General features: G+C 60.2%; 16 protein-coding genes, 1 other RNA gene and 1 pseudogene. 2 read left to right on the forward strand and 16 right to left on the reverse strand.

Annotated elements, in window-relative coordinates; genetic code table 11:
• Window positions 1-65: 65 nt before the first annotated feature.
• The 6 genes from rluB to DM08_RS05470 all read right to left on the reverse strand — a co-directional run bounded on the left by rluB (window position 66) and on the right by DM08_RS05470 (window position 6,011).
• The gene (gene rluB / locus DM08_RS05450; RefSeq protein WP_081908780.1) at window positions 66-977 is read right to left on the reverse strand and encodes a 23S rRNA pseudouridine(2605) synthase RluB; all 912 of its coding nucleotides are present in this window, start codon (window positions 975-977) and stop codon (window positions 66-68) included.
• Entirely contained in the window at window positions 974-1,573 is a 600-nt protein-coding gene (gene recR / locus DM08_RS05455; protein WP_035383615.1) for a recombination mediator RecR, read from the reverse strand. Before recR ends, rluB begins: the two co-directional genes overlap by 4 nt.
• A 4-nt stretch (window positions 1,574-1,577) precedes the next feature.
• Window positions 1,578-1,904 (reverse strand): YbaB/EbfC family nucleoid-associated protein, encoded by a 327-nt coding sequence (locus tag DM08_RS05460; RefSeq protein ID WP_035383616.1) that lies wholly within the window; start codon window positions 1,902-1,904, stop codon window positions 1,578-1,580.
• Window positions 1,905-1,920: 16 nt separating this feature from the next.
• The gene (gene dnaX / locus DM08_RS05465; RefSeq protein WP_035383617.1) at window positions 1,921-3,540 is read right to left on the reverse strand and encodes a DNA polymerase III subunit gamma/tau; all 1,620 of its coding nucleotides are present in this window, start codon (window positions 3,538-3,540) and stop codon (window positions 1,921-1,923) included.
• Between the two features lie 73 nt (window positions 3,541-3,613).
• Window positions 3,614-3,712: signal recognition particle sRNA small type (ffs, locus tag DM08_RS12510), an RNA gene on the reverse strand.
• 778 nt (window positions 3,713-4,490) lie between these two features.
• Window positions 4,491-6,011: a fumarate hydratase gene (locus DM08_RS05470; protein ID WP_035383618.1), complete on the reverse strand. Its 1,521-nt coding sequence runs from the start codon at window positions 6,009-6,011 to the stop codon at window positions 4,491-4,493.
• A gap of 98 nt (window positions 6,012-6,109) precedes the next feature.
• On the opposite strand from DM08_RS05470, the gene ylqF reads away from it, so the two are divergent.
• Window positions 6,110-7,012 (forward strand): ribosome biogenesis GTPase YlqF, encoded by a 903-nt coding sequence (gene ylqF / locus DM08_RS05475; RefSeq protein ID WP_081908781.1) that lies wholly within the window; start codon window positions 6,110-6,112, stop codon window positions 7,010-7,012.
• 1 nt (window position 7,013) lies between these two features.
• Here ylqF and DM08_RS05480 read toward each other — a convergent pair whose 3' ends face one another.
• From DM08_RS05480 to DM08_RS05515, 8 genes are all read right to left on the reverse strand, one after another.
• On the reverse strand, window positions 7,014-7,406 hold the full coding sequence (locus tag DM08_RS05480) for a group II truncated hemoglobin (protein ID WP_035383620.1): 393 nt from the start codon (window positions 7,404-7,406) through the stop codon (window positions 7,014-7,016).
• Window positions 7,403-8,236, reverse strand: a complete 834-nt coding sequence (locus DM08_RS05485) for a class I SAM-dependent methyltransferase (RefSeq protein WP_202593370.1) — start codon at window positions 8,234-8,236, stop codon at window positions 7,403-7,405. Before DM08_RS05485 ends, DM08_RS05480 begins: the two co-directional genes overlap by 4 nt.
• 60 nt (window positions 8,237-8,296) lie before the next feature.
• Window positions 8,297-9,400 carry an S-methyl-5-thioribose-1-phosphate isomerase gene (gene mtnA, locus DM08_RS05490; protein ID WP_035383622.1) on the reverse strand — a complete coding sequence of 368 codons (1,104 nt, stop codon included), beginning with the start codon at window positions 9,398-9,400 and terminating at the stop codon, window positions 8,297-8,299.
• A 36-nt stretch (window positions 9,401-9,436) separates the two neighbouring features.
• Window positions 9,437-10,777, reverse strand: coding sequence for an ArsB/NhaD family transporter (locus DM08_RS05495; protein WP_035383623.1), 1,341 nt, complete (start codon window positions 10,775-10,777; stop codon window positions 9,437-9,439).
• Complete coding sequence (locus DM08_RS05500) at window positions 10,774-11,235, reverse strand: CBS domain-containing protein (RefSeq protein ID WP_035383624.1); 462 nt, start codon at window positions 11,233-11,235, stop codon at window positions 10,774-10,776. Before DM08_RS05500 ends, DM08_RS05495 begins: the two co-directional genes overlap by 4 nt.
• A gap of 78 nt (window positions 11,236-11,313) precedes the next feature.
• A complete protein-coding gene (locus DM08_RS05505; RefSeq protein ID WP_035383625.1) occupies window positions 11,314-13,404 on the reverse strand; it encodes an AsmA family protein in 2,091 nt (696 codons plus the stop codon).
• Between the two features lie 3 nt (window positions 13,405-13,407).
• On the reverse strand, window positions 13,408-14,694 hold the full coding sequence (locus DM08_RS05510) for a sugar MFS transporter (protein WP_035383626.1): 1,287 nt from the start codon (window positions 14,692-14,694) through the stop codon (window positions 13,408-13,410).
• A 12-nt stretch (window positions 14,695-14,706) separates the two neighbouring features.
• On the reverse strand, window positions 14,707-16,653 hold the full coding sequence (locus tag DM08_RS05515) for a glycoside hydrolase family 3 protein (protein WP_035383627.1): 1,947 nt from the start codon (window positions 16,651-16,653) through the stop codon (window positions 14,707-14,709).
• A 245-nt stretch (window positions 16,654-16,898) separates the two neighbouring features.
• Here DM08_RS05515 and DM08_RS12800 point away from each other — a divergent pair, with 245 nt between their 5' ends.
• On the forward strand, window positions 16,899-18,650 hold the full coding sequence (locus DM08_RS12800; protein WP_152555784.1) for a hypothetical protein: 1,752 nt from the start codon (window positions 16,899-16,901) through the stop codon (window positions 18,648-18,650).
• A 167-nt stretch (window positions 18,651-18,817) separates the two neighbouring features.
• On the opposite strand, the pseudogene DM08_RS12515 reads toward DM08_RS12800, so the two are convergent.
• Window positions 18,818-19,141: pseudogene (locus DM08_RS12515) on the reverse strand (transposase); the annotation flags it as partial.
• Between the two features lie 46 nt (window positions 19,142-19,187).
• Window positions 19,188-19,376: IS3 family transposase (locus DM08_RS05525; RefSeq protein WP_152555786.1), on the reverse strand; the 189-nt coding region annotated here is incomplete at its 5' end.

Genomic DNA, 19,376 nt, shown 5'->3' on the forward strand with positions numbered 1-19,376 from the left:
ACGAATTTCCACTACTCGTCCCTAATTATAACCACGAGCAAAGATTCTTGGCATGTTTTCCGTAATCAGCGTGACCGCCCCCCGGAGCCAGGGGGGCCGCCACGCGCTGGACGCACCTTGCCGACGGGTCGCCCCCGCCCCCCATCATCGCGCCTCACCCCTCCCGCCGTGGCCGGAGGGCGTTTCCCGGGGGGAACGACGGGCGGTGGGGATGACTCAATCTCCAGCCCCGCCCACTCCATGACCTGTTTGACCTCGCCCTCGCCCAACTCAGCCATTTTTCCACGCTTGATGCTGGGCGGCAGATTGACGATGCCGAAGCGTACGCGGATCAAGCGGCTGACCGGCAGGCCCAGCGCTTCAAAAGTACGGCGCACTTCCCGATTCCTGCCTTCCTTGATGACGATGCGATACCAGTGATTGAAGCCCTCACCGCCCTCGTCGACCAGTCGCTCGAACTTCACCGGACCGTCTTCCAGCTCGACCCCGCCCCCCTTGGTCATCTGCAACGTCTGCTCGACAGTCATCTCGCCTTGCACGCGCACGGCGTACTCACGTTCGACCTCGAAACGCGGATGCATCAGCCGGTTGGCCAGTTCGCCCGAGGTGGTGAAGATCAGCAGGCCGCTGGTATTGAAATCCAGCCGACCGATGGCGATCCACTTGAGGCCGCGCAGACGTGGCAACTTGTCGAACACGGTAGCCCGCTTCTCCGGATCGTCACGGCTCACGATCTCGCCTTCCGGCTTGTGATACAGCAGCACACGGGGCAACTCGGCACCCGGAGCCTTCACGTTGATCCAGCGCTTGCCGACGCGCACCTCGTCGCCCTCATGGACACGCATGCCCAAGGTCGCGACCTCGCCGTTGACGGTCACTCGGCCTGCGGTGATCCACTCTTCCATCTCGCGGCGCGAACCGACACCGGCTTGCGCCAACACCTTCTGCAACCGTTCGCCTTGCTGTTCTTCGTTCATTCTCTCACCTCGCGCCGCTCCAGCACGGCCTGTGCCAAGGTCCCGCTATCCACATGTTCCAGCTCACCGCCCACCGGCAGACCGCGCGCGATGCGCGACACCTTGATGCCCTGTGCGCGCAACAAGGTGGCAAGGTAGTGCGCCGTGGCATCCCCTTCCACCGTAAAGTTAGTCGCCAAGATAACTTCGCAAGATTGCTCCTGGGCGCGACGGATCAGCCGCTCCAGCGGCAGATCACGGGCCACCACGCCATCCAGCGGCGACAAGCGCCCCATCAGCACGAAATACATGCCGCGATAGCATTGCGTCTGCTCCATCATCAGCAGATCCGCCGGCATCTCGACCACGCACAGCAGGCTGTCGTCCCGTTTGCCGGAACTGCACAGAGAGCAGACTTCTTCCTCGGAAAAGCTGTTGCACTTGGCACAGTGCCGCAAGTTACCCACCGCCTGTTCCAGCGTATGTGCCAGCCGCAACGCCCCCGACTTGTCCCGCTGCAACAGATGGTAGGCCATGCGCTGTGCGGATTTCGGCCCGACTCCGGGCAGACAGCGCAATGCGTCGATCAGCGCTTCAAGACTGGTGGGTGTGTTCATCCGCTCAGAATGGCAGATTCAGACCGGGCGGCAGATTCATCCCAGCGGTAAAACCGCTCATGCGCTGCTGGGTGGTGGTCGCCGCCTTCTTCATGGCATCGTTCAACGCAGCCACAATCAGGTCTTCCAGCATGTCCTTGTCGTCAGCCAGCAGACTGTCGTCCAGCGACACGCGGCGCACGTTATGCCCGCAGGTCATCACCACCTTGACCATGCCTGAGCCGGACACGCCCTCGACCTCGATGGTCTCCAGCTCGGCCTGCGCCTTCTTCATGTTGGCCTGCATCTGTTGCGCCTGCTTCATCAGACCGCCCAATCCACCCTTCATCATTGCCACTTCCTCCAAATCACTGTTGTTGTATGGGTTTGATCGAATTCTCGACGAGCTGCGCATCGAGCCGCTCGCGGGCCTCGCGCACGAAATCATCGCCGCCGATGGAGGCTTCTGCCTGCTGCTGGCGCGATTGTCTGACCTGCTGCTCGACCACGGCAGGTGTGACTTTGTCACCACCAGCACCCAGATTGACCTGCAAGCGCACCTCACGACCGAAATGATCGCTCAAAGCCGCTTGCAGCCTGTCCTGCGCCATACGGCTACTCAGCAACTTTTGCTGGGGAGCGAGGCTGAGCGTAATCACGCCCTCGGCATAGCTGTCGAGTACGCAGTGCTTGGCCAACTCCAGCGCCATTGCCTGCAGGTTCAATCGAGCGACCAGCGCGACCCAGTCCAGCTCGCCGCCTGATGGCTCGGCGGACGGAGCTACATAACTGCTCGGCGCTATTTCCCGCACCACCGGCGCGGCAAGTGGCATCGGGGCAGCCACCGCCGGCCTGGAAACTGGCACAGCCAGAGCCGCACGCTCGGGCAAGGCCCCTGCTCCCGCCGGTTTGAACGCCAACATCCGCAGCAAGGTCATGGTGAATCCGGCATATTCGTCCGGAGCAAGGTCAATCTCGTTACGCCCATGGATGGCGATCTGGTAGTACAGCTGCACCGTTTCCGGGCTGAATAGCTGGGCTAATTCCAGCAGTCGCACCCGCTCCGGCTCATCATCGGCGATGGCCTGTGGCACGGTCTGCGCCAGGGCGATGCGATGCAACAGGCTGGCCATCTCCTGCAAAGCGACCTCGAACGCGATACTGCGACTCTGCATGGCATCAGCGAGCTGCAACATCCCGGCACCGTCACCCGCTGCCAGTGCCTGCAACAGATCATGCAGATACCCCTGATCGACCGCGCCCAGCATGGTGCGCACCACCGCCTCGCCCACGCTGCCCGCCGCGAACGCGATGGCTTGATCCATCAGGCTGAGCGCGTCGCGCATACTGCCCTGCGCCGCCCGAGCGATCAGCATCAACGCCGCCGGCTCGTTGGCGATGCCTTCCTGTCCGAGCACATGCTGCAAGTGCTGCAGGATGAGCTGCGGCGGCAGTTGCTTGAGGTTGAACTGCAAGCAGCGCGACAGCACGGTGACCGGGATCTTCTGCGGATCAGTGGTGGCGAGAATGAACTTGACGTGCGCAGGCGGCTCTTCCAGCGTCTTCAACATGGCGTTGAAAGCCGACTTCGACAGCATGTGCACTTCGTCGATGATGTACACCTTGAAGCGCCCGACGGTCGGTGCGTACAGTGCGCTCTCCAGCAACTCGCGCATGTTATCCACTTGCGTGTTGGAGGCCGCATCCAGCTCGATCAGATCGACGAAACGTCCGCTATCGATCTCGGTACAGGCGCTGCACACCCCGCACGGCGTGGCCGTGACACCCGATTCGCAGTTGAGCGACTTGGCGAAGATGCGCGCGATGGTGGTCTTGCCCACACCGCGCGTGCCGGTGAACAGATAGGCATGATGCAAACGGTTCTGCTCCAGCGCATTGGAAAGTGCGCGCACCACATGCTCCTGCCCTGCCAGCTGGGCGAAACTGCGCGGACGCCATTTGCGGGCTAGGACGGAAGAGGCAGACAAGGTCAGAACCGTTAAGAGTGGCTAAATTCGTTAGTCGACGGACCCGGCCACGCCGGGCCCCAACTGCCAATAGGGAGGCGAGCCTTACCCCCGGCACTTGCAACGATTGGCTGTGGCTGCTTCCTTCCGGACCTGACCAGGTTCACCATGTCGCAATGCGGGGAGACCCGCCAATTCTTGAAATCCGTGTCTCAGGAAACCAAGCACCGAGACAGGCGCGCATGATAGTCGAAAAGCGGGGATAAATCCACGGAAGGATGCCGGTTCAATGGGTGCCACCGCCATACCGTTCGTGCTGAGCTTGTCGAAGCATGGACGTAGGCCGCTGGTTTGGATTAATTCAACATCAAAACCGTCGGGGGTGGCCCGACAGCCGTTCACTTTTTCTTGTTCACCAAGAAAAAGTGACCAAAAAGAAGGCGACCCTGCTGTAGCGCTCTGCGGGTTCCTTCGGTCGGACAATAAAATTGGGCGGCTGCGCAACTCGCACGATCCGCTACGCGGCCACGTGCTCAAACAGTGCTCGCCTTCTCCCCAATTTTATCGCCCGCCCTCAGCGCCACAGAAGGGAGGAAAAATCAAAACCCAAAAGCAGTGAGCGGGCAAAGCCCGCCTCACCAACACCAAAAAACAATCGTGCGCGCAGCGCACACAAAACCGTCTTTGACTTGCCCTCCCCTGTACGTCCGCTGAGTAGCGCAGACCAGACAGGAGTAGCCCGACGAATATGTTTGAGCACGTGGCCGCGTAGCGGATCGTGCGAGTTTATGAGGAGGCCTGTCTGGTTGAGCAACGCAGGGAACCCACGAAGTGGGCGGCGCACCGGGGTCGCCTTCTTCTTGGTTACTTCTTCTTGGCGACGCAAGAAGAAGTAACTAGCTGTCGGGCTACCCCCGACGGTTTTCGGTAAGATTCTCCACGTTCACTTCCAGATAAGCCGTGTTCTTCCCTTACACAGCCTTAACAGGGATCCCGGCGATCCGGCTTTGCCACTCCTTCGGCCCCGTCTCATGCACCGACCTGCCCTGCGTATCCACCGCCACGGTCACCGGCATGTCCTTCACTTCGAATTCGTAGATCGCCTCCATCCCCAGATCAGCAAAAGCCACCACACGCGATTTCTTGATCGCTTTGGCGACGAGGTAGGCCGCGCCGCCGACAGCGATGAGATAGACCGCGCCGTGCTTTTTGATCGCCTCGATGCCCATCTTGCCGCGTTCGGATTTGCCGACCATGCCAATCAATCCGGTCTCCGCCAGCATGGTCTCGGTGAACTTGTCCATGCGCGTGGCCGTCGTCGGGCCAGCGGGGCCGACCACTTCGTCGCGCACCGGATCGACCGGGCCGACGTAGTAGATGAAGCGACCATTGAAATCCACCGGCAGCGGCTCGCCCTTCGCCAGCATGTCCACCATGCGCTTGTGCGCGGCATCACGTCCGGTCAGCAGCTTGCCGGACAGCAGCAGCGTCTCGCCCGGTTGCCAGTGGGCGATGTCTGCGCGCGTGACGGTGTCGAGGTTCACCCGGCACGCATCCGGCGCAGGGTGCCAATGCACATCGGGATAGTCTTCGATCTTCGGCGGCGTGAATTCCGCCGCGCCGCTGCCATCCAGCGCGAAATGCACGTGGCGCGTGGCCGCGCAATTGGGGATCAGCGCGATGGGTTTGGAGGCGGCGTGGGTGGGGTAATCGAGGATGCTCACGTCGAGGATGGTGGTCAGCCCGCCCAGGCCCTGCGCGCCGATGCCGAGCGCGTTGACCTTGTCGTAGATTTCGATGCGCAGCTCTTCGATACGATTCTGCGGCCCGCGCGCCTTCAGCTCGGTCATGGAAATGGGTTCCATCAGCGCCTGCTTGGCCAGCAGCATGGCCTTCTCCGCCGTACCGCCGATGCCGATGCCAATCTGCCCCGGCGGGCACCAGCCCGCGCCCATGCCGGGCAACTGGCTCACCACCCACTCCACGATGTCGTCGCTGGGATTCAGCATGCCGAAGCGCGATTTGTTCTCCGAACCACCGCCCTTGGCCGCGATGTCGACTTCCACCGTATTCCCCGGCACCAACTCGAAATGCACCACGGCGGGCGTGTTGTCGCCAGTGTTCTTGCGTTTGCCCGCCGGGTCGGCCACGATGGAAGCGCGCAACACATTGTCCGGATGCAGATAGGCGCGGCGCACGCCCTCGTTCACCATCTCCGCCACGCTCAGGGTCGCCCCCTCCCAGCGCACGTCCATACCTACCTTGACGAAGGCGACCACGATGCCGGTGTCCTGACAGATCGGACGTTTACCCAGCGCGCACATGCGCGAGTTGGTCAGGATCTGCGCCATCGCGTCCCTGGCGGCAGGCGATTCCTCGCGGCGATAGGCCTCGGCCAGCGCCTGCACGTAGTCCTGCGGGTGGTAGTAAGAAATGAATTGCAGCGCGTCGGCGATGCTGGCGATGAAGTCTTGCTGGCGAATGGCGGTCATGGCGTTTCAGCTGTAGTGGCGAGCGCCGATTATGGTTGCTCGAAGCAGGTGCGTCAAACAAGGTAGAATCGCCCGTCCCCAATCCCAGATGTCCCAGCATGGCTATCCAATGGTTCCCCGGTCACATGACTTCGGCGCGCAAAAAGGCCGCCGAAACAATGGAGCGCATCGATGTCGTGATCGAAGTGCTCGATGCCCGCGTACCCGAAGCGGGCAGTAATCCGATGATCCGCGAACTGCGCCTGCACCGGCAGCGCCCCTGCCTGAAGATATTGAACAAGACCGACCTGGCCGATCCTGCCGTGACCCAGCAATGGCTGGCTCATTTCAACGCGCAGCCCGGCGTGAAGGCGGTGGCCTTGTCGTGCAAGAAGCCGGGCGATGTCGCCAAGGTGCCCGGCCTGTGCCTGCCGCTGGCCCCGCATCGCGGCACGCCGCTCAAGCCCTTGCGCATGATGATCATGGGCATTCCCAACGTCGGCAAATCCACCCTGATGAACGCCCTGCTCAAGCGCCGCGTGGCCAATGTCGGCGATGAGCCGGCGGTGACCAAGAGCCAGCAGAGTTTCGACCTGAACGAGCGCATGACGCTGATCGACACGCCGGGGCTGATGTGGCCCAAGATCGAGCACGCCAGCGACGGCCTGATGCTGGCCGCCAGCCATGCCATCGGGCGCAATGCGGTGATCGACGAGGAAGTGGCGACGTTTCTGGCGGACATCCTGCTGGCGCGCTACCCCGACCTGCTGAGTCAGCGCTACAAGTTCGCCGTGGACGGGATGGACGGCGTGGCGGTGATCGCAGCGGTCGCCCAGCGGCGCGGTTTTCGCCTCAAAGGCGGCGATGCGGACTTGGAGAAAGCAGCCTTGACGCTGCTGCAGGATTACCGCGACGGAGCGCTGGGACGCATCAGCCTGGAAACGCCGACGACCCGTCAGACGATGCTGGCGACCGCAACATCCGTCCCTCAGCCAGCGTCGGACACCACCACCCTCGACTAACTCAACCTTCGCGGTTGCGCATGTGCTCCGCCACTTTGACGAAGGCCAGCGTCAGTTCCTGACGTAGCACCTCGTCAGCCACCGTCTCGCGCAAGGCGATGTCCATGCACATCAGCCACTGGTTGCGCTCTTCCTTGCCGATGGTGAACGGCATATGCCGCTGACGCAGCAAGGGGTGGCCATATTCCTGCACAAAGAGTTGCGGACCGCCCATCCAGCCCGACAGGAACTTGAACAGCTTGTCCTCCGACGATTTGAGGCTGTCCGGATGCATCTTGCGTATGCCATATGACTCCGGCAATTCGTCCATCACCTGATAGAAGCGCTGCACCAAAGCGCGCACCCCCGCCTCACCGCCTATGCGCTGATAATGGTTGGGTTTGTTTTCAGTCATCTTGAGAGTCCTTGCTCAGAAGTAAAGAAGCGTTCGTGCAGTTCGGTCAAACCCAGTGATTCCAGCATGTGATTCAAGCGTTCGGCTGGCTGTCTGCGCGGCTGCCCCTGATAACGAGCGATGATGAGTTCATTCTTCATCGAATGCTCCCAGCCCACCAGCTCCGTCACCGTCACCTGGTAGCCGTGCGACTCCAGTTGCAGGCAGCGCAACACATTGGTGAGATGACTGCCGAACTCGCGCGTATGTATCGGATGTCGCCACAGTTCGGACAGCGGGTTCTTCAGCACCGCGCCCTTGTTCTTGCGCAGCGCGGCGGCAACCTCGGCTTGGCAGCACGGCACCAGCACGATGAAGCGCGAACGCTTGGCCAGGGCGAAACGGATGGCATCATCGGTCGCAGTATTGCAGGCATGGAGTGCAGTGACCACATCAACTTCATCCGGCAACTCATTGGATGTTATAGAGTCAGCCACCGAGAGGTCGAGAAAAGACATGCCGCTGAAATCCAGCCGTTGTGCCAGTTCGCGCGAGCGCTGCACCAGCTCCGCCCGGGTCTCGATGCCATAGATGCGCGAACCGCCCGCCAGCGTCTTGAAGAACAGGTCATACAGGATGAAGCCCAGATAGGACTTACCCGCGCCGTGATCAACCAGGCGCACATCCGGGCGCTGCTGGCGAATCTCCTGCAACAGGGGCTCGATGAACTGGTAGAGATGGAACACCTGCTTAAGCTTGCGGCGCGAATCCTGATTCATCTTGCCGTCGCGGGTGAGGATGTGCAGCTCCTTCAACAACTCGACGGACTGACCGGGGCGAACTTCGTACATGGTTTTCCTTGATGGCGCGGCGGCCACGCATGGCCTGAAGCGGCGCATTATACAGTCAGGTCAGCAGCTCCCCGCCTGACTGAACAGCGCACGCAGCTTGGCAGCATCCGGGCTGAGGACCACGCCCCGCTCCGTGATCAGGCCGGTCACCAGCTCCGCAGGAGTCACATCGAATGACGGATTGCGTATCTGCACGCCCTCTGCCGCCCAATGCGTGTCGCGGAAGCCTTTGACCTCATCCACCGAGCGCTCCTCGATGGGAATGTCTTTGCCCGACGCGATGTTGAGGTCGATGGTCGAGAGCGGACAGGCGACATAGAACGGGATGTTGTGTCGCCGCGCCAGCACCGCCACCATGTAGGTGCCAATCTTGTTGGCGACATCGCCGTTGGCCGCCACCCGGTCGGTGCCGACCACCACCGCGTCCACTGCGCCGTGCGCCATCATGTAACCGGCCATGTTGTCGGTGATGAGCGTCACCGGAATATTTTCCTGCACCATCTCCCACGCCGTCAGCCGCGCGCCTTGCAGGAAGGGACGGGTCTCATCGGCGATGACGGAGATCTTCTTGCCCGCCGCCACCGCCGAGCGGAACACGCCCAGCGCCGTACCCCAACCCGCCGTGGCCAAGGCTCCCGCGTTGCAATGAGTCAACACCCGCGCGCCATCCGGCAACAGTTCCGCACCGAACGCGCCCATCGCCTGATTGATGCGGATGTCCTCGGCGTGGATCTCGTGCGCCTCGGCCAACAGGCGTTCGGCAATGGTCTCGGGCGACTGCGCCGCCACGCTTTCCCACACCCGGCGCATGCGTTGCAAGGCCCAGAACAGGTTCACCGCCGTGGGCCGACTGGCGGCCAGCACCCTGAAACCCTCTTCCATGCCCGTATTGAAATCCGCCCGTCCATCGTTCTCGCGCAGGCGGACATCCAGCCCGCCGGAATCACTGATCCCGCCATGACGAGCCAATCGTATCGCTTCCAGCGCCACACCGTAGGCCGCCGCCACGCCGATGGCAGGTGCGCCGCGCACCACCATGCTGCGTATGCCCTCGGCTACAGACGCTGCGGTGTAATAGCTCAGGTATTCAAAAGCGGCGGGTAGCACGCGCTGGTCTATCATCTCCAGGCGGCCATTGAACCAACGCAAGGTCTCGATCTTCATCTCACTCAACTTTCATAACCATGGCGACGCGCGCCATCACATCAGATACCGGAAATAGAGGTAGCCGTGGGCGATTCCGATCGACAGCAACATCAAGGGAAAAGCCACTTTCAGAAAGGTGCCAAACCGGATCGGCATACCGGCACGCTCCGCGATGCCCGCCACAACCAGATTGGCCGAAGCCCCCACCAGCGTGCCGTTGCCGCCCAGACAAGCGCCCAGTGACAAGGCCCACCACAGCGGCAGGATCGCCTGCTCGCCGCCCATGGCGGGGGCCATGGATTTGATCAGCGGGATCATGGTGGCCACGAACGGGATGTTGTCCACGAAGGCCGAAATCATCGCCGAGCCCCAAAGGATCGCGAACGCCGTGGTGGTCAGGTCGCCGCCGGTCAGTCCCAGCAGGCCGTGCGCCATGGCCCCGATCAGACCGGCTTGCTCGATGCCGTACACGGTGATGAACAGGCCGATGAAGAAGAACAGCGTGACCCATTCCACCTCGCTCAGCGCATGATGGACCCGTTTGCCCTGGGTCTCCGCGTCACTGCCCAGGTTCTCCAGCAGCAGCAACATGGCCGCCCCGAACATGGCCGTGGTGGCCGGTTCGACATGCAACACGCCATGCAGCATGAAACCGGCGATCACCAGAGTGAACACCAGCGCAGCCTGTTTCAGCAGCTTCCAGTCGGTGATGGCCTCGATCTCGTTGAAGCGCATGACGCGCGCCCGGTCTTCCGCCGTGGCGACGATGTCCTTGCGCCAGTACCACCAGATCGGCAACAGGGTGGCTCCGGCGATGAGCGGGATGATGGGCGTGAGGTGCCAGAGAAAGTCGTTGAAACTCAGGCCGGCAGCCGAACCTATCATGATGTTGGGCGGATCGCCGATCAGGGTGGCGGTGCCGCCGATGTTGGACATGAAGATGATGGAGAACAGGTAGGGATAGGGCTTGATCCTCAGCTCTTCCGTGATCAGCAACAAGACCGGGGTGACCAGCAGCACGGTGGTGACGTTATCCAGCAAGGCGGAGAACGCCGCCGTCACCAGCGACATCATGATCAGGATGCCGACCGGCTGCGCGTGCACTTTCTTGGTGATCCAGATGGCGACGAACTGGAACACCCCGCTCTTGCGGGTGATGGAGACGATCATCATCATGCCGATCAGCAGCCCCAGCGTATTGAAATCTATCCCCCGCAGTGCAGCCTCTTGCGTGAGGATGCCGCACAGGATCATCAGCCCGCCGCCCAGCAGGGCGACGATGGCGCGATTCAGCCGCTCGCTGATGATGACGGCGTAGGTCGCCACGAACAGTGCCGTGGCCAGCCACATGGGATCGATGCCGAACAACGTCTGGATGTGGCCCCCGCCGCTCATGCGTCGCCCCGCTCACACACGCGCTGCAACAGCTCCGCCCCGATGACCATGCCCAGTAACTGACCGCTCGCCGGGTCCACCACGGGGATGTCGTTCTCGCCGCGATACAGCAGCAACACGGTCTCCAGCAGGGGCGTGTCGGGATGCAGTACACGCGCCCCCGTCTCGATGAAACTGCCAACCGGCTCCGAGCGGTACTGCTGCATGCGCTCGCACAACATGTCGAGCGGGTCGGACATGAACGACAGGTCGGTCACCCCGCCTTCGATCAGCACCGCCTTGGGCAACAACAAGGACAGCAACCGGTCCATGCTGAAGATGCCCAGATAGCGGCCTGTCGCATCGACCACGGGCAAGGCCGCAAGACGGTGCTCCAGCAGCATCCGGGTCGCCACGGCGACGCTGTCGGTGTCCTGCAGACGGGGGGAGTTCTGGCTCAATAGGGAATGGATGGTCATACGCTTCCTGCTAGCTAGGTGTTCTGGTTCCGGCACGACCGCGCAAGGTCTGTCCGGGGCCGACCGCCGGACGGCCCATCAGCGGAACAGGCCCTTGAGCTGGTCCTGCAATCGGGTCTTCAGCTCCTGTTTTTTGACTTCGACCCGCTGCCGGGTCGAATCGGACAGCGCCGCGCCGAAATCCAGCGAATATTTCAGGCTGGCGAACGGCCCCTGGACGCGCACCGGCACGGTCAGACCGGACAGATTGTCCTGCCCGCCCTGCCCCTGCAGCGTCTTCACCAGCGTCGCCTTGGCGAGGTAGTTCATGCTGTCGTTGCCGAGGTCGATGTCGCCGTTGCCCGCCAGACGCAGCAGCGGCGATTTCATCGACAGGTCGTCGTTGTGCGCCACACCGCCCGCGATCCTGAAACTGCCTTTCAGCTCGCTGAAATCGGTCTTCTCCGCCGAGTTCGCGGCCTGGGTCTGCGTCTGGCCAACCAGGCTTCCGGCGCTGCGCAGCTTCTGGGCGATGTTGATGCCCTTGATCGCGCCATCGGTCAGATTCAGCGTGGCGCTGCCATTGAGCGACTTTTTCAAGGCGCTGACGGTGTTGCCCTGCGTCGTCACGTTGATGCCGACGTTGCCGTGCCCCTCCAGCGTATCGAAAGCGGCGGCATCCTTGGTCAGGGCGGCGACATTGATGCCGGTCAGATTCTGATTCACGGCAAAGCCCGGCGTGGCGGGCGCAGCGTTCACCGCCAGACTGCCGCTGATGCTGCCCTCATACAGCTTGGCCGAAAACGGGGCGACATTGAGCAAACCCTGGTGCGCCTTGATGGTGAGATTGATGTCGCGGCTCTTCACCTTGGCCACGGTCAGCGCGCCGATGTGCAGCTTGCCGTCCAGATCGAGTTTGCGCAGCACGGTCAGGTCGAAAGGCTGTTCGGGTGTGGCGGCTTTGGGCTTGTCGCTAGGCGGAAAATACAGGTCGGCATCGAACTGATCCACATCGACATCGAAACGGATGTGCGGCGCGGCGAAGTCGTTCAGCGCCACCTTGGCCTTGACCTGGCTTTGCAGCAAGCCACCGGCCAGCGCCACCTCAAAACTCTGCTTGTCCGCATCGAAGGCAAAGCTGCCGCGCATCTCGCTGCTGACATGTTTGCCGGGCAAAGCATCGCCGGTGGCATCGAAGGCCAGCGTCAGCGCCTTGCTGCCGAACGCCTGCGCGGTGCCGGCGATACTGGGCAAGGTCAGCGTGGCGGCAACGGTATTCGTTCCCTTCAGCTTGGCGCTGAGCTTCAGTTGCTCACCGGTGAACTGGTCGCCTGTCGCTGCGACTTTGGGCGCATCAAGCTCCACCTCGAATTGATTGCCGCCCTGCTTCCCGCTCAACGAGACCTTCAACTTTCCGGTATCGAACGCATGGGCGGACAGGTCAGCACCGGCATCGCCGCTGGCTTTCAGGCTCAACTCGGTGATGTCGAGCGCGCTGCCGCTGGCGTTCAGATCCAGCCCGACCAGCCGGTAGAGTTTCTTGTCCATATCCAAAGTCAAGTCGGCCTTGCCCTGCAACTTCACGTCCAGCTTGGGCTGATTGGCCTGCACGTGCAGCGCGAGCTTGACCGGCGACTGCACGCCGTTGGCGATGCGCCCCGTGCTCAACTCCAGGTCGCGCACGGTGTATTCCGCCCCGCTGGCTTCGTCGCGGTAGCTCAGTTCGGTCTTGGCGATGCTCACGCCCGCGATGTCGAACTTAAGTTTGCTCTCGGACGCGGGCGCATCGCTCTTGCCGAGCAGATCGTCGATGTTGCTGCTGCCGTCCTTGCGCTTGATGAGCGTGGCCTTGAGGCCGGACACGCTGACCGCATCCACCACGGCCTCGCCATGCAACAAAGGCCAGAAGGCCAGCGCGGCGTGCACGTCCTCCACCGCCGCAAACGTCTGCGGACTCTGGAACTCGGACAGCGACACCTTGCCCAGACTCGCGCCCAGCTTGGGAAAGAAGGTCAGCTTGATGTCGCCATCCAGCTTGAGCGTGCGCTGTTTGCTGTCCTGCACCGCCTTGATGATCTCGGCCTTGTAGGCGTTGGGATCGAAAGTCGCCGCCAGATAGGTCGCCGCCCCAGCAGCCAGCAAAACCGTGCCGCCCAGGCCGGTCAAGGTGTATTTGACGATCTTGTTCATGGCTTACTCCCGATGGCTGGCGTGCGGCGTATACAAACCCGAGAACCTCACGCCGTAGTACAAGATGAAGACGTAACACATTGCCGGAACAAAGAAAGACAGATGTAGGCCGATGTGGTCCGCCAGCGCGCCTTGCAGGAACGGCACCAGCGCGCCGCCGACGATGGCCATGCACAGCACGCCGGAGGCGTGGCCGGTCAGCTTGCCCAGCCGGTGCAGCGCCATGCTGAAGATGGTCGGGAACATGATGGAGTTGAACAGACCAACCGCCAGGATCGCCCACATCGCCAGCGCGCCTTGGGTGAAGATGGCGGTGAGTATCAGCGCGATGGCGCAGGCCGCGTTGAACGCCAGCGTCTTGCCCGGACTGACCTGGCGCATCACCGCGAAACCGATGAAGCGCCCCACCATCGCGCCACCCCAATAGAAGCTCACATAAGCCGCCGCCGTGGCGGGCACCAGACCAGCCACATCCGGCTCGCCGAGGAAGTTCACCAGAAAGCTGCCTATGCTGACCTCGCCGCCGACATAGACGAAGATGCCGACCGCGCCCAGCAACAGGTGGCGGTGCGAAAGCAAAGTTTTGGTCCCCTCGGCGAGCACGGTGCCCGGCTCGTCTTCGTCATGGTTGATCTTGGGCAAGCGAGCGAACGCGAACAGGATGGCCAGCAACAGCAACGCGCCCGCCAACGCCAGATACGGCCCTTGCACCGTCGCCGCCTCCTTGGCGCGGTAAGCCAGTTGTTCGGCGGCGGGCAAGGCGGCGATCTGTTCCGGGGCTAGCAGCACGCCGCCCAGAATCAACATGCCGCCGAAGAACGGGCCGACGGTGGTGCCCAGCGAGTTGAAGGCTTGTGTCAGCGTCAAACGGCTGGAGGCCGTCTTGGCCGGACCGAGCACGACGACATAAGGATTCGCCGCCACTTGCAGCATGGTGATACCTGAGGCCAGCACGAAGAAGGCGAACAGGAACAGCGCATAGCCGCTCTGCGCTGCCGGATAGAACAGGGCGCAACCCGCCGCCGCGATGACCAGCCCGATGACCGCGCCGTGCTGATAGCCAGTGCGCTTGATCAGTGCGCCGACCGGCAGCGACACCACGAAATAGGCTCCGAAGAAGCAGAACTGCACCAGCATGGCCTGCACGTAACTCAGCGTGTAGATGGCTTTCAGGTGCGGGATGAGCACGTCGTTGAGCGAGGTCAGCAGCCCCCACATGAAGAACAAGATGGTGACGATGACCAGCGAGCGGGTGTTGTTGGCCTGTTCGAGGTGCGAAGGTCTGGACATGGCGTCTCCTCGTTACTGGCAGGCCGACGCGGTGTCGGCCAGCGTGCCGACCTGGCTCGTGCTGCCATATTTCAGCCCGTAGCCCAGCGGGAACAACGGCGCGTAATCGGCCTCGCCCGCATTGAGGCGCGCCTGGCACGGCGATCTCGGCCAAGAGAACGACAGCGTGCCGGTGAATGGGTGATTGACCTTGTTGTCCGCCTTGCGGAACAGCACATCGGCCACGCCCTTCCCTTCCGACCCCGGCAACCAGGCCGCCACGAAACTGTCGGACAGGTTCATCAAGTCGTTGGCGTTCACCGGGCGACCGGACAGCAGCACGGTGACCACCGGCTTGCCCTTGCCGGACACCGCCTGCAACACCGCCAGGTCTTCAGGATAGCGGCTGCTGTGCCGCATCGAACCATTCGGCGCGATGTCGCCCATGAACTCGGCGTAGGGTTTTTCGCCGATGACCGCGATCACCGCATCGTAGCGCGAGACATCCACGCCCTTGGCATCGGCGCTGTAGGTCACGTTGGACTTGCCCACCGCCTCCGCGATGCCAGCCAACAGGGTATCCGCATAGGGAAAGTCACTGTTCTTGTTCTCGGTGCCCTGCCAGGTCAGCGTCCAGCCGCCAGTCTGGTTAGCCACGCTGTCGGCACTCTTGCCCACCACCAGTATCTTCTGCTTGCGCGCCAGCGGCAGCACGCCGCCGTCGTTCTTGAGCAACACCAGCGATTTGCGCACGGCCAGACGCGCCAGCGCGCGGTCCTGCATCGCGTCGGCCTGGCCTGCGTAGGCGTTCTGCGAGGGTTTGCGCTCGAACATCCCGGCGCGCAGTTTGACGCGCAGAATGCGCGACACGGCATCGTCGATGCGCGCCAGCGGAATCTCGCCGTGCTCGACCTGCTTGATGGTGTTGGCGATGAACGCCTTCCAGTCTTCCGGCACCATCACCATGTCGATGCCCGCGTTGATCGCCTGCGGGCAACTGCCGTTGCTGCACCCCGGCACCTGGGCGTGGCCGTTCCAGTCCGACACCACGAACCCGTCGAAACCCAGCTTGCCCTTGAGCACCTCGGTCAGCATCATCTTGTTGCCGTGCATCTTGCCGTGGTCGATGCCCGCCGTCGTGTCGTTCCAACTGTTGAACGAGGCCATCACGGTTTGCACGCCCGCGCCCAGAGCGCCGTAATAGCCCTGACCGTGGATGTTCATCATCTCGGCCAGACTGGCGCGCGTCTCGCCCTGATCCTTGCCCTGAAAGGTGCCGCCATCACCCATGAAATGCTTGGCGGTGGCGATAACGTTGCCGTCCTGCTTGAGGTCGCCCTGAAAACCCCGGACATAGGCACTGGCGTAGTCCTTCACCAGCGCGCCGTCCTCGGAGAAGCTCTCGTAAGTGCGCCCCCAGCGGTCATCCTGCACCACCGCCAGCGTGGGCGCGAACACCCAGTTGATACCGATGGCGCGCACCGCCTTGGCCGTGGCCACGCCGATCTGCCCGACCAGTTGGGCATCGTGCGCCGCCCCCAGCCCGATATTGTGCGGATACAGCATCGCGCCATACACCGCGCTGTTGCCGTGGATGGCGTCGATGCCCCAGATCACGGGCACTTTCACCGCGCTGTCGGTAGACATGGAAGCGTCGTAATAGCGGTCGGCCAGCGCCACCCAGTCGGCGGGCGCGGCGTGCTTATTCTTGCCCGGCCAACTGCTGCCGCCGTTGAGCACCGAGCCGATGTAATACTGGCGCACCTGCTCCGGCGTGATGAACTGGATCTCGGCCTGCGTCATCTGCCCCACCTTCTGCGCCAGCGTCATGCCCGCCAGCAACTGCGCCACCCGCGCCTCGATCTGCGCATCGCGTCCGATGGCGCTGGTGATACTCGGCCACTCCGTCAACTGCGCCGCATTCGCCCCTGTCATCATCAGCATCGCTCCCACCAGACCACACCGCACGGATTTGCTCATGGCACACCCTTCCCGAGAAAGTACGGGCGCGAGTATAGGCGCTGGCCGCAAAACGCATCAAGCGGAACTCGCCCTGCGTCCATCTTGAAATTAACGACGGAAATGAGTGGAAAGTGATTTGCGTAGTTGACAGGATAGAAATAAGTAACTAGATTTATCATACGTATTTACCCTACATTGTGGGTAAATGGTTCTGATAACTGGTTTACTCGGTGGTTATTCTTAAATTCTTAGGAGTGCTTATCATGGAAACGTCAATAAGGAGCAAGAAACTTCTTACATTTATTTCGTTAGTTCTGATTAGTACTCACTCGTGCATCGCACTTGGTGATGAGACGCAAAATTTTGGCGCTGAAAATAAACACTTGGTTCTAAAAGTACCGGTAGACGTAACAATGCTTGAATTACTTACTAAATACTCTAATGAGTCGGAAAAAAGTAATGTGGATAAGGTAGCGCAAAGCACACCAGTTGTATTCAAAGACAATGCGTGGAACATACTTCAGCGTAGCAGTAACTTTATTGGCAATAACTTTATTGGGTCCTTCGTCGATGCATATGCCAAGACAAAAGCAAAATATGGCAGTAAAGCACCGATCACAACTCCATACGCATTCCCCGAGTTTATAACAGAAAGAGAGCTAGCTATATTTAGAAAAATAGTCAGTGAAGCCAGTAGAAGCAAAGGTGACCCATCCAGCAACCGGATAGAGGGAGCAACAACCCCAGCTGGAGTTATTGCACAGTCCGCCAATATTAAACTGTGGCTACAGCAATCATCGGATTCGTACGAAAACTCCGTAAAGAGCCAGTTAGGTTCAATTATCAGGGAAAATGATATTTCTACAGCGATGCTGTCGGATATCTTTAAACACAAGTTAGACACACCGTTCACAGAACTATCAAAATCGGAGCAACTTATACTTCTGAAAAGAATAGATGCATCACTTACCTCCCTACATGCCTTAGAAGTATTGGAACGAGAAGGCATTCACAATGCATGGGACGCACTTTGCAATGCAGCAACAGCAATTAATCAATCTCTTCCGGATGATAATCAAACACCCAGAATCCTGTGTCTGATAAATCCAGAGGTAAGAGACAACGGTAGCCAAGAACAATATTTAAAGTTCGTTGGAATTCATCTATCCCCATTGGGCTACCCTCCACAAACAACATGGACGGTGCCAATTATCAACAAAACACAAGTCACAGCTACAGCAGGTGGCAGTAGCAGCCTTTCTGTACAACTGTCGGGCGGTATGAACGGGACGCCATCAGATACAACGAGTCGGATTGATGTTGCAGCATCCCTTGCATTTAAATGGGATAAGGATAACGAGCAGAATTGGTTCTTTCAAATCAAACCCTATTTGGTAGGAAAGGCCTTTGTTTCATGGACACCATTAGCGGAACAATGGGTAGATGAGTCTATAGAGTATCCGGGCGCATTTGCGGATATAAAATCTTGCACACCATGGGATAACACTACTAGCGCACAGCGAAATGCATTTGCTGAACCTGGCTATCGTAGAAAATCATGTTCTGTTGCTAGAAAATATGACTATTCAGGCCCTGCGGATGCGTGGGCGCAAGAAATACCAAATGAAGGGTGCATGTTTGGTATTTGGGCCACATCCAGTTGGTGCCACCACTCACACATCAGAGCTGACTTCTTACTTGTTGAGCAATATAAAGATTGGCTTCCGACATCTACATTTGAGGCAACAGGAGTGGTTAATAGTGGGTCTAGTACCACATTCGTATACCCAGAAGAACTACTAGGCGGAGCTTGGACACACACACTGCCCGAATATAATTATAAGTGGCGTGTCTTTGTATCCCTGAATGATGGCACTCAGGTCAACCTAGATACGACTCATCAATGTGTAAAGTCATCTAAAGGCGCAGTTGTTTTTGCAAGCGTTGATCCAACAGGGAAGTTGACCGTAAATTTCCCTACGCCTGCACAAAACAATTCCTGTCCAATTAATTGAATCTATTTGAGTGTTTTTTACCTCACCGAACCCATCAAGAGTAAGTCGCCCCCACCTCAGCGCTGGCATACCAAGCGTTCAAGGTGGCGGCATCCAGCCCAGTCGACCAGGCGGCGGAGAATAACCGGGGACAGCAACTGTCTTGAGTTCTCCCCGCTAAGTGGTCTTTATGCTGGCTCATAGTGCCACTCATGATCGTGCTTCATCATCGCATTCAGGATCACCAATAGCTTGCGCATACAGGCGACCAACGCCACCTTTTTGGGTTTTCCCGCTGCTAACAATTTTTGATAGAACGCTTTGAGAATCGGGTTGTGGCGGCTACCAACCAGCGCAGCCATATACAGCGCAGCTCTCACCGTACTTCGACCGTCCCATATTGTGCGCCGTCCACGCATCGAACCACTGTCTCGGCTGTATGGACATACACCAACCAACCCACCAATCGCTCTTGTACCTAAAGTGCCTAGTTCCGGCAGCTGTGCGAGCAGAAAATAACCGGGGACAGACTGAGCTAACCCGCTTTTCCCGGACGGTTTAATTGGGTACATCTGCTTGCTGCTCAAATTGCACTGGGCTGAGGTACCCCAAAGTCTGATGCCTACGCTGTCGATTATAGAAGATCTCAATATATTCGAAGATTGCCGTCCGTGCCTCATCTCTAGTGTGGAAGTCGCAATGGTGAACGAGCTCGTTCTTCAAGGTTGAGAAGAAACTCTCGGCCAC

The sequence above is a fragment of the Ferriphaselus sp. R-1 genome (assembly GCF_000746095.1).
Taxonomy (GTDB): Bacteria; Pseudomonadota; Gammaproteobacteria; order Burkholderiales; family Gallionellaceae; genus Ferriphaselus.